The sequence below is a fragment of the Sporosarcina sp. FA15 genome (genome assembly GCF_051550195.1).
Lineage (GTDB): Bacteria > Bacillota > Bacilli > Bacillales_A > Planococcaceae > Sporosarcina > Sporosarcina psychrophila.
In genome coordinates this window covers 906,084-917,878 of record NZ_CP188818.1, presented here as the reverse complement: position 1 = coordinate 917,878, position 11,795 = coordinate 906,084, and the positions used below count along the sequence as shown (strand labels likewise).

The following is an 11,795-nucleotide window of genomic DNA, read 5'->3' as shown; positions in this document are numbered from 1 at the left end:
TTTACTGTGCAGCAAAAAATAGGAGAACAACAAGACTGGCTTCATATGGTCGACAACATTGGAAACTTTCTCGCACCAAGTATGGCAAAAGATCACCCGAACTTACCTGTTGTAAAAGCAGAAGGATGTTATTATTACGGCGCTGATGGTAAGAGGTACCTAGATTTCACTTCTGGCATTGCTGTCGAGAACGTAGGACATCGGCACCCTAAAGTCGTACAGGCGATCAAAGATAGTGCAGACCACCTTATTCATGGTCCATCAGGTGTTATCATCTACGAATCCATCTTAAAACTTGCAGCCGAACTGCAAACGATTTTACCACCAAAACTCGATAACTTCTTTTTCGCGAACAGTGGCACTGAAGCAATTGAAGGTGCGTTAAAACTTGCAAAATATACGTCAAGAAGACCTTATATCGTTTCTTTCACTGGCTGTTTCCATGGACGTTCAATGGGCGCATTAAGTGTGACAACATCGAAAAGTAAATACCGGAAACATTTGCAGCCCACATGGCTTTCCTATCAGTTGCCATATGCACTGCCTGAATACCTTCCTGAAGGAGCAGATCCTGACGTCTTCTTCCCTGAAAAACTTGAGCAAGATGCGAAAAAACTATTCAACCACCAAGTAGATCCGGAAGAAGTCGCTTGTATGATTATCGAACCGATTCTCGGCGAAGGTGGATACATCATTCCACCAAAAGCTTGGCTGAAAAAAGTTCGGGAAATTTGTGACCGCCATGGCATTCTACTTATTTTCGATGAAGTTCAAACTGGATTCGGCCGCACAGGCAATTGGTTCGCTGCACAGACATTCGATGTCAAACCGGATATCATGGCGATCGCTAAAGGGATTGCCGCAGGGCTTCCGCTTAGCGCTACTGTTGCCTCGAAAGAACTAATGGACCAATGGCCGCTCGGCACACATGGAACGACCTTTGGCGGCAATCCTATCGCTTGTTCCGCTGCTCTCGCATCTCTTGAAGTGTTGAAAGAAGAAAAGCTATTGGAAAACGCAACAGCAATGGGCGCCTATGCAGTGGAACGCTTACTTGAAATGAAACTACAACATCCAACCATAAATGACGTTAGAGGTGTTGGTTTAATGATTGGTATCGAGCTTGGCAATCCAGAAACGGGTGAACCTGACGGCGAAGCAGTAATGGCTGTCCTGGATGGTTGTCTCCACAAAGGTGTACTGTTCTACTTGTGCGGCAACTCTGGTGAAGTTATTCGAATGATTCCCCCGCTTACAATAACAAAAGAGCAGATCGATGACGGATTGACTGTATTGGATGAAGCTTTAACGGAATTTGAAAATAAAACAAATTAGAAATGGAGTGATTTATTATGAAAAAGTGGTCAGGGATTGCACTTCTACTCGTTCTAATGATGAGCGTACTTGTGGCATGTGGAACCAAAGATGAAGCAGATGGTGAGAAAACAGGTGCATCAGATACGAAGATACTTAAAATGGGAACTTCAGCAGATTATCCCCCATTCGAATATGTCGACACAGCAGTAAGTGATGAAATCATCGGTTTTGATATTGATTTGGCAAAAATGGTTGCCAAAGAACTAGGTTATGAATTAGAAATTGAAGACATGGATTTCAATGGTTTAATTCCCGCGCTCCAAGCAAAAAGCATTGATATGGTCGTTGCAGGTATGGATGGCAACAATGAAGAACGTAAAAAAGTAATTGATTTCTCAACTGCTTATTTTACAGCTACAAATCTAGTTATTACGATGAAGGACAGCAACATCAATAGCGCGGAAGATCTAAAAGGCAAAAAAATTGGTGCTCAAACGGCATCTGTTCAAGAAAAAGGTGCGAAATCACTTGAAGAACAATATGGTTACTCTGTTGAAAGCCGTGACCGCGTTCCGGATCTTTTCCAAGAAATCAAATCTGGTCATCTTGATGCAATCGTCATTGCAGATGTAGTGGCAAATGGCTATATCGAGTCAAATAAGGAACTGTCTAGCTTTGAACTTCCAGAGGAGCACAAATTAGGTTTATCAATGGCTTTCCAAAAAGACAGCGATTTAACTGCTGAATTTGACCGTGTCCTCAAGGAATTACAGGATAAAGGTGAAGTAGAGAAACTAGTTTTGAAATGGTTCAGTAACTAATTCATTCGGGAAAGAAAGGGATGTTAGCCCATGAATTTAGACTTTTCCCAAATTGCCCCCTCAATTCCTTATATTCTACAAGGAATTGGGGTCACTCTGAAAATTGTCGGCGTTGCAGCAATTATAGGTTTTGTAATCGGAATTCTTTTAGCGTTATGTAAAATTGGGAGATTTAAAGGACTAAAATGGTTTGCGGACATCTATACGTCCATTTTCCGTGGAACCCCATTGATTCTCCAACTTCTTTTAATCTATTATGGTACCCCACAGTTATTCGATATTAAAGTCACTGCATATACTGCAGCTGTCTTGGCATTCGGTTTTAATTCGGGCGCATACATTTCTGAAATTATTAGAGCCGGTATTTTAGCTGTAGATAAAGGGCAACTGGAAGCTTCAATGGCCCTCGGCATCCCTTATAAGAAAATGATGATGGATATTGTTTTACCGCAAGCTTTGAAAAACATCTTACCTGCTTTGATGAATGAATTTATTACCTTAACGAAGGAATCTGCGATTGTCACCGTCATTGGTGTAACAGATATTATGAGAAGATCGTATATCGTAGGCGGCAATACTTATCGTTATTTTGAATCGCTAATCTTCGCGGGTGTTATCTATTATCTGATGGTAATTGTTTTAACACTGATTGGTAAAGCGGTTGAAAGGAGGATGAGACGAAGTGATTAAAATTCAGGATCTTCGTAAAAACTTCGGAAAAGTTGAAGTGTTAAAAGGGATTTCAACCACCATTCAAAAAGGGGAAATCATTGCAATTATTGGTCCTTCAGGTTCTGGAAAATCGACATTTCTTCGTTGCATTAATTTACTTGAAACACCTACAAGCGGACATATATGGGTGAATGAAGCTGAAGTAACAAATCCCAAGGTCAATATTATGAAGGTGAGAGAGCAAGTTGGAATGGTATTTCAACAATTTAACCTCTTCCCCCATAAGACTGTTCTTGAAAACATTATCTATGCACCGATGATGGTCAAAGGAACTTCTAAGGATGTAGCAGAAGAACAGGGGCGAGAATTATTAAAAAAGGTAGGACTCGCTGAAAAAGAGAACGAACATCCAGTTCGATTATCGGGCGGACAAAAACAACGTGTAGCCATTGCAAGAGCTTTGGCAATGTCACCCGAAATGATGTTGTTCGATGAGCCAACTTCTGCCCTTGACCCTGAAATGGTGAAGGAAGTACTGGAAGTTATTAAATCGTTAGCACTTACCGGTATGACGATGGCGATTGTAACCCATGAAATGGGATTTGCGCGAGAAGTCGCAGATCGCGTGTTATTTTTGGACGATGGGCAATTAGTTGAAGACGCCCCCCCTGCCGCATTCTTTTCTGCACCAAAAAGTCAACGTGCACAAGACTTTTTAGAGAAGATATTATGATTGTATTAAACTAAAAACCCCAGTAACTCTGTCGATTAATTTCGCCTGAGTTGCTGGGGCTTTAGTTATTTACCTCGTTAAAATTGCATATCCACTTTACACCGAGTCAAATAAATGCCACTTAGATAGTAAAACTCTAAGTGACACGCTTTATATATTATTCAACTGTTCCAAGTTCTATGTTTGACTATCTGTATTCACTGACGACTCTTTTTCGGCGATACAAGAGCGTATCTTTCCCATTTCCTACTCTTCCATCGGTAATACATAATAATAGCACGCGTCCATTCATCTACAGTAATCGCTAGCCATACTCCAACGAGTCCAAGGTTTAATTCGAACACTAGAAAATAGCCTAATGGCAAACTCATCGCTACCATTGAAAAAGAACCAATGATAACCGGATATTTTGCATCTCCAGCTGCACGCAATGAGGAGATAATAACAATGTTCAACGTACGCCCGGTTTCTAGTAAAATACTAAGAAGTAAAACGGATGCCCCTATTTCAATGATTTCAGTGTTATCAGTAAACAACCTCATCAATGGATAGCGGAATATGATAACGAGTGTCACCATACATAACGTAAACAGAAATGCCCATTTGACACTTGTCCAAACACTCGTATATGCCTCGTCTTGCTCGTTTCCGCCAACAAACCTTCCAACAATAATCGCCGTTCCCATACCAATCGCAATCGCGAATAAATACGTAAACATTGATATGTTCACAGCATATTGTCTTGCTGCTAATGATTCCGCTCCTAAGTAAGTTACATAGTATAAGAAGACAATTTGACACCCTTGATACATCACCTGTTCGAATGCGGATGGAATGCCTATCTGTAATATTTTACGAATATATTCTTTTGACAATGTAATATAATAGCGGAACTCTACACGGTATTCCATTACTCGATAAAGTATCCAAAAGAAAACAATCAATGCAAGCAAGCGACTGACAACAGAAGAAATTGCTGCACCCTGTACCCCTAACTCTGGAAAACCAAAATTCCCGAAAATTAGTGCATAGTTGCCGACTACGTGAACAATGTTCATACCTAATGAAACAAACATCGTTTGTTTTGTAAAGCCATGTACACGAATAATCGCTGATAACGAATTAATAATAGCTTGTAAGAAAATCGCTCCGCCCACAATGATTAAATATTTTGAAGCATGCTCCAGTACATCGCCTTGTAAATTCATAGCAATCATCATGTTTTTTGAAAATATAACGAAAATAACACTCATAAGAAGACCGACAATTAAATTTAATGTAACCGCTAATGCTGAAATTTTGGATGCTTCAAGATACCTTTTCGAGCCGAGATATTGTGATACAACAATTGCCGCCCCGTTCCCAACAACTTCTAGGATGAGAATGGCAATATGAACATACTGATTTGCCGCCCCTACACCTGACACAGCATCATCTGACAATGCACTCAACATGAATGTATCCGCGATACCCATCAACATAAAAAGAAAGACTTCTAAAAAAATTGGCCATGTTAAATGAAATAAATTCAGTTTTTTGTCTGGTTTTTTTGCAGTTTCGGCTGATGCCATTACTACACTTCCCTTCTTTATCCAATTACATTCAAAGTATCTTACCATAAACCTTGAATGTAAACTATAAAGAATGTATGTTAATCGCTTTCATTTTTTCTGCAACAAAGCTATGTATAAACTGCGGAAATTACACCGCAATTAAAAAAGTCTTCAATCAGTGGGGATTCTTCATCCTCCACTGATTGTTAGCATAACCATTCGGGCTATTACGATTAGTTGACTCTCCACTTATTCTTCTCGTGTTTGAAGTGGGGATCTTACTGCCCGTTAATGCGGGATAAAACTTATTTAGGCCACCCCATCGATGTCTGGCCCTATTCAAGAAATGTTTCATAAGCCAATTGGATCACCTGTTCAAACAATTTGGTTTCGTGTTGGCGGACCCCCATTACTCACTACACCTTCTTTAAAATCTTCACTTCAAATCCTTTAAATAAACGCCATATATTTTCCATGGATTAAAGTCTAGTTTTTTATAAAAGTCCACTAAAATTGTCCAATCAATAATGATAGTTTCAGTATTTCGTTCTTGTAAATAAGCTATTGCAGCTTGAACAATCGCTAATCCGTACCCTTGCTTTTGTTCATTCGCATCAATCCCTAATGGACCAATCCCACCGACCTCTTGTTCAAAAAGGGGACTCCAATAAACGTTTTGTGCAATGAATGGCGAGTGGCTATCATTTATTCTACAAAAACCTATGATTTGACCTTTCTTTTTGACGACAACAAATTCTCGTCCATCCCCATTCATTTCAAAGTACTTCATCGTTTCATAGACCCATCTTCCGGGAAAACATCTTTCTAGAAATAAAATTAGATCAACTTCTTCCTCCTTTTTAAGGATTGAAAATACAACTGAATTATCAACAGGTAAGTCATATTTTTTATCCAGGTGATTAATCAAGTCATATGTGTCTACTCTTTTAGTGTAGCCATGTTTTTCCGCCAACTTTTGAGCATTCTTATATTGATCCGGTATACCCGAGAAATAGTGAAAGGGGTCACCACCCAATTGCATCTCCTCAACACCATTTCCTTTTAATTGTGCTTCTGCACGTTTAAGAAGCTTTGTTCCAAGCCCTTTCCCCCGGTGTGTACTGTCTATTAATAACACTTGGATCCAGCCCCTTTTAGGATCCATTTTCACGTCTATTGTTTCTTGCCATCGTTTAGCAACTACAAATCCAATCACATGGTCTTGATCATCTACTGCGATATAAGAACCTTCATAGCTAACGTTCACGTCATTGAAACTATTCTGTATAAACAGCTCTTTACGCATCGGAAAATCTACGGCTAATTCTTTATTCCATAACTCTACTAGCTCTTCTAATCTATCGCGTTTCCAAGCAATGATTTTCATCTAGACCCCTCCACTACTGTAATGGTTATTCCTTTCCGAACGTTTCTTCCATTCGTTTAATCGGATCATCCATCATCTCCTCTCCCCATTCGACAACTTGATCCGCCTTTAGAAGTTCCTGTTTCAATTCTTCATAATCTACATTTTGGACAGCTATTTCATGTTTATAGGCAAGAGCTGCCGCCGTTCCTGCTGTCTGCCCAAGAATCATAAATATCGGCTCCATTCGAATCGAACCATAAGCAATATGTGAACTTGATAAGCAAACGGGAACAAGTAAATTCGTACATTCCTCAAACTTTGGACGAATGGAACGATACGAAATCGCATAAGGAGCAATTGGTACTTGAACATCTCCCTCATTCACACACCTGCCATCAATCACGACACGTCGGCAGTTATGAGAATCCATATGGAATGATGCCAAACCGATCGGATCATCAACAAATGTCTGCTTTAGACAATTATGATCTGTCATGACATAATCAGAAATCATTCTTCTTCCTTCACGGATATACAATTGATGTGGCCAGTTTCCCGTTTTTTCAAATTCATCTTTCGGTAATCCCCAGGCAGCTACTTCCTCACGGATTTCTACTGGTACACGTAAATCATTAGCTAAAAAGTACAACATCCCCAAATCATAATTCAAATGATCTTGAAAAATCTCCTCACGTCTATGATAACTACCTTCAGGCCAGTCATAATTCATCCCAAGATTGTCCGTCGAAATGGCGCCATAATTATTTAAATCGGATTTTCCGTTTGGCAACTTCGTGTGAAGGTTCATCGCATCCCAAACACCCGCTTGAATATAACGAAGTAGAAGCTGATATCGATCTGATTCATAATGTGATGGCTTTGGAAATGGAATACGATTCTTTCGTTCCTTCGTCAAGCAAATCCGGAAATTATACGCTTGAATTCGATGATCTCCCTGCCCTTGATAACCTAACTGTTTGGGATCATCTTCTGTAATTCCCGGCAACAAACCACTCTCTGCCTCCCCCTCCACAACATAAGGATCAATCCACTTTTCAAATTTATGATGCGGTGCTCCAAATTGGACGCCATTATAAATCTCTTGATACGTTGCATTTGATTCTCGTCCAACAAAATAACTAACATCTGATTTAGCTAATAAATCACCTTCATAACTACAATCCATAAAGACTTTTCCTTTATAGCGAGACCCATTTTCCATTATAATTTCAATGATTGCCCCATTCTCTTTAATTACCTCTGCTAGATGTTGGTTTAAATAAACCGGGATATCATAATCTTTCATCCATTTATCAAATACATACTGAGCCGCCTTCGGTTCGAATTTCCATTGTTTCTCTTTTTGGTAGTACTTCGCTATTTCATTATAAAATTCTCTTGAAAGACCACCAACAGCATTTTCAGCGCCAAGATCTGTAGCTCCTAATCCGCTCGCAGTCATCCCACCAATATTTCTGCTAAACTCAATGATTGCTACAGTGAGACCCATTCTTGTCGCTTGAATAGCTGCCGTTATTCCCGCTGGTGTTCCTCCGTATATAATCAGGTTTTTTTCAATTAACGTTGGCTTGTTGACTTTTTTTGTTGGTACATAATAATGCAGATTACTAAAATCCATAAGTAAAACCTCCGTATATTCTGTTAGGCTTTATTGTTCTTCTTTTAATGCCCATGCAGTTGAATAAATCTCGGTTCCTTTTTTTAAATAATAGAAGTAGATCGACATCATTTCTTTTGTTGTAAATGATTTAAAATTATCCTTTGTCTGAATGACAAGTAATGATTCAGTCTCCGTCATATCCAGCTTCGCCAAATGCTCATATACATCGCGTAAATAGGAAGGTATCTTTAATTGACTCATCGGCTCACGGACTTTTTCTGGATCCACTACTCGAGCAGGAAAAAGTGGTGCATTCCACTTCGTATGCTGTGATAAAAGTTTTTCTAATTCGAGCAGCATCTCATGAAATGCTGCTTTATCCTCATTAAAAACAGTGAAATATTCTTCTGCAATCACTTCATATTTTTCACCCCAGGCAATCCTTGTGTATACGTAATTATTAAAATGGTGAATCCATTTCCAGGGGTAGTTAACTTCTAGCTCTGGATAGTGTTGTTTTTGATGCGTTGGTACAATTAAATTTAATACACCGTTTATAGTCAATTGTTTATAATCATGTAAATCTTGCTGTATTCTCATAAGAAGTGGCGGGAATAGCTCCGTTAACATAAAATGATCACTATAGTACTCAAGAACTGTTAACGATTTCCCGCATTTTTTCGTTTGCTCATTCCAGTCTTGCAATGTTTGATAGGCTCTAACTTGCCTAGAATCACTTGAATTTATGGCTGATGAATAATCCCTTCCCCAATAGGCATATAACGCATCGACTTGATCAGATGCTTCTGTTTGTTTTTCCCTTTCCAGCATGTCCCAAGACAACCCAGCATTGTACACAATATATTCTACTTCTACGTGTAATCCTTCTTTATCAAGCGCTTCTTTCATTTTTTCAGTAAATCGAATATATGTCGGTAAAAATCCACTCGCGTTTTTCTCGTCAATTCCGATATCTTCAGGCCACAACGATATTCTAGTAATCACTTTGTTTTCCAAACAGATAGCGACTATTTTTTGAATGACTTTATCCTGAAGATATGTATTTTCAGCAAAGAACTTTAGTTTCTCTTCTTGCTTGAGCATATTCTCGTTCGTATCCTTTTGTATCTCTCTAAGCAAGTAACTTAAACTATGACCGCCTAACGTCACTTGAACATCTCTTTTACGTAACGCAGAAGTTACGTATGATTTAACCTCATTCCATAAGAAGAACGTGAAGAAATATTCATTTTGTCCGTTTTTAACTCCCCAATCTATGAGGGTATTGATATAACCGGGATCATTAATGGTTTCAATAATATTTCCACGTCTAGCAAACATCGGTTCATGGATATATAGTTCTTCTTTCTTTGGTGAATGAGGGTTAACGATTGTTTCTTTGTCCAAATCAATCCACTGATAACCAAACTGCTTTTTACAATACATATAAACACCATAGAGAATAGAACGGGGCTCATTCCCAATAATCCACATATCATGCTCTGATCTAATCAATGCAAAACCATCATCATTTAGTATGATTGTTTTTCTCATATCCTTCAAAGAATGATATTCGTTTGTTGTTAGCAGGATAACTCTATTCATGTTTTTATTAAGTGCAGTGAATTCCGCCTGGGCATCGATTGTACTTTCATGTCCTGCTTCTCTCATTAACCTTCTTAACTCTTCAACAGCGAACAAAACCGTTTCGTGATTATTCCAGTAAATAATTTTGTCTATGATTAACAACACCTTTCTTAAATATAGAAGTTGAAATAAAGATTCCCTTCAAATCCGCTACGGCGCTAGGGGATGTCTCCCGCACTCCCCCTTGTAAAGCGCCTTCACTCAGTTGATATAGTTATTCATTTGTTCAATATATAATGGAAGGTTTTACCCCTTTTCCATCAAACAACAAAAGGACACTACAGCTTCCTATCATAATTGACGAAAACTAGTGCCCTTATTGACATTTTAATTCACTTAATGCTCCCTGCCGTCATTCCTTCTATAAATTTCTTTTGGGCAAAGAAAAATATTATCAATAATGGTATTGTAGCTAATGTTGTTGCACTCATTAAGTGATGCCATGCTGTACCTGTCTCATCAGTAAATAGTGATAATCCTATAGGCAGTGTCATGAGTTCCCGTGAATTTATGAATATCAGAGGATACAAAAATTCATCCCAATTTGCCAAAAATGTAAATATAGTTAATGTTGATAGAGCTGGTACAGATAATGGCAACATAATTCTCCAATAAACCTTAAACTTTGAACAACCATCGATTATCGCTGCCTCTTCTAATTCTTTTGGTATCATAATAAAAAATTGTCGCATTAAAAAAATACCAAATGCACCTGAAGCACCAAATGTAGGCAGTAAAATCAATGGAAGGTGAGTGTTGATAAGTCCAAGTTCTCGCATGAATAAAAATAATGGAATAATAGTCACTTCTGCTGGGATCATTAGTACACTTAATAACAATAGAAAAATTACATTCCTGCCCATAAATTTTATTCTAGCAAAAGCATACCCTGCCATTGAAGAGAACAGCAAAACCAGAAGTGTTACTAATATAGAGATATAAATACTATTCCAGTATTGCTTCAAAAAAGTTGAATTACCTAATACTTCAGCATAATTTGCCCATCTTATCGGATTAGGTAGGATTTGTGTGAACGTTTTGGCGGGTTCTTTTAATGAGGTTGCAATCATCCATAATAAAGGACCGATCATTAAAGATGTTATTATCAAAAGCGTAAAATACTTAAACAGATTTCTTCCTTTATTCCTCATAGAAAACCCACCTCTTCCTAACAATCCAAGATAGAATAGTAAATGCTAATAAGATAAAGAACAACACAAATGCTAAAGCTGAAGCATAGCCCATATCGAAATGTTTAAAAGCAGTTTCCCAAATATAGTAAACCAGGACTTTAGTGCTATCGACTGGCCCTCCGCGGGTCATGACGTAGATTTGTCCAAAAACTTTCATAGCACCAATTGTAGTAATAATCATAGTTAAAAATACTGTCGGAGTAATTAATGGTAATGTTACGCTTCTAAATTTCCTGAAATTAGATGCACCATCAAGCTCAGATGCTTCATATAATTCTATCGGAACTTGTTGCATTGCCGTTAAAAATAAGATCATATTTAGTCCAACATTTTTAAGCACACTTACAAAAATAACTACTGGTAAAGCAGTTGATACACTTAAAAGCCATGAAGGTCCTTCTATACCAATTAAAGCTAACATTTGATTAATAAATCCTAATTCAGAAGCCAATAAATACTTCCAGACAATCGACCAGACTATTAAAGAAGTCACTACCGGAACAAATATAGCAGTTCTAAATAAGCCAATCCCAAAGAACTTTGTTTTTAACAAAGATGCTAAAAACATAGCCAGTATTATGTTAAAAGGGACCAATCCTAAACTAAATAATAATGTATTAACTAAGGATTTAATAAATGTAGGATCATGAACCAGCGTTTCGTAGTTTTTTAAGCCTATAAAAGTTTCTTCTCCTAGTAGTGGCCAGTCATTCAAACTAATAAAAAAAGCATATAGCAAAGGTCCAAACATAAATATTGTAAATCCTATTAACATAGGCGAGACAAATAACCAACCTGCTATATTGTCACTCCATTTAGAACTAAGTCTTTTTCCTTTGGTGAAGTGTCTAAGCATTTTATCTCACCCT

General features: G+C 38.0%; 10 protein-coding genes. 4 read left to right on the top strand and 6 right to left on the bottom strand.

What is annotated here, in order from left to right; genetic code table 11:
- The first annotated feature begins 6 nt into the window (after positions 1–6).
- Genes ACP8HG_RS04400 through ACP8HG_RS04385 form a run of 4 tightly spaced genes read left to right on the top strand, consistent with a single transcriptional unit; the run spans position 7 to position 3,543 of the window.
- Positions 7–1,335: an aspartate aminotransferase family protein gene (locus tag ACP8HG_RS04400; RefSeq protein ID WP_438298249.1), complete on the top strand. Its 1,329-nt coding sequence runs from the start codon at positions 7–9 to the stop codon at positions 1,333–1,335.
- A gap of 17 nt (positions 1,336–1,352) precedes the next feature.
- Positions 1,353–2,138: a transporter substrate-binding domain-containing protein gene (locus tag ACP8HG_RS04395; RefSeq protein ID WP_354312872.1), complete on the top strand. Its 786-nt coding sequence runs from the start codon at positions 1,353–1,355 to the stop codon at positions 2,136–2,138.
- 30 nt (positions 2,139–2,168) lie between these two features.
- Complete coding sequence (locus ACP8HG_RS04390; protein WP_187047547.1) at positions 2,169–2,828, top strand: amino acid ABC transporter permease; 660 nt, start codon at positions 2,169–2,171, stop codon at positions 2,826–2,828.
- Positions 2,821–3,543 carry an amino acid ABC transporter ATP-binding protein gene (locus ACP8HG_RS04385; RefSeq protein WP_067208515.1) on the top strand — a complete coding sequence of 241 codons (723 nt, stop codon included), beginning with the start codon at positions 2,821–2,823 and terminating at the stop codon, positions 3,541–3,543. Before ACP8HG_RS04390 ends, ACP8HG_RS04385 begins: the two co-directional genes overlap by 8 nt.
- A gap of 197 nt (positions 3,544–3,740) precedes the next feature.
- Here ACP8HG_RS04385 and ACP8HG_RS04380 read toward each other — a convergent pair whose 3' ends face one another.
- From ACP8HG_RS04380 to ACP8HG_RS04355, 6 genes are all read right to left on the bottom strand, one after another.
- Positions 3,741–5,114, bottom strand: coding sequence for an MATE family efflux transporter (locus ACP8HG_RS04380; protein WP_421102837.1), 1,374 nt, complete (start codon positions 5,112–5,114; stop codon positions 3,741–3,743).
- A gap of 418 nt (positions 5,115–5,532) precedes the next feature.
- A complete protein-coding gene (locus ACP8HG_RS04375) occupies positions 5,533–6,483 on the bottom strand; it encodes a GNAT family N-acetyltransferase (RefSeq protein ID WP_340741975.1) in 951 nt (316 codons plus the stop codon).
- A gap of 25 nt (positions 6,484–6,508) precedes the next feature.
- The gene (locus tag ACP8HG_RS04370) at positions 6,509–8,104 is read right to left on the bottom strand and encodes an FAD-dependent oxidoreductase (protein ID WP_354312866.1); all 1,596 of its coding nucleotides are present in this window, start codon (positions 8,102–8,104) and stop codon (positions 6,509–6,511) included.
- Between the two features lie 30 nt (positions 8,105–8,134).
- Positions 8,135–9,838 carry an alpha-glucuronidase family glycosyl hydrolase gene (locus ACP8HG_RS04365; protein ID WP_438298248.1) on the bottom strand — a complete coding sequence of 568 codons (1,704 nt, stop codon included), beginning with the start codon at positions 9,836–9,838 and terminating at the stop codon, positions 8,135–8,137.
- Between the two features lie 227 nt (positions 9,839–10,065).
- Positions 10,066–10,884 (bottom strand): carbohydrate ABC transporter permease, encoded by an 819-nt coding sequence (locus ACP8HG_RS04360; RefSeq protein WP_438298247.1) that lies wholly within the window; start codon positions 10,882–10,884, stop codon positions 10,066–10,068.
- The gene (locus tag ACP8HG_RS04355) at positions 10,874–11,782 is read right to left on the bottom strand and encodes a carbohydrate ABC transporter permease (protein ID WP_438298246.1); all 909 of its coding nucleotides are present in this window, start codon (positions 11,780–11,782) and stop codon (positions 10,874–10,876) included. The genes ACP8HG_RS04360 and ACP8HG_RS04355 overlap by 11 nt, the downstream gene beginning before the upstream one ends.
- Positions 11,783–11,795: the final 13 nt, after the last annotated feature.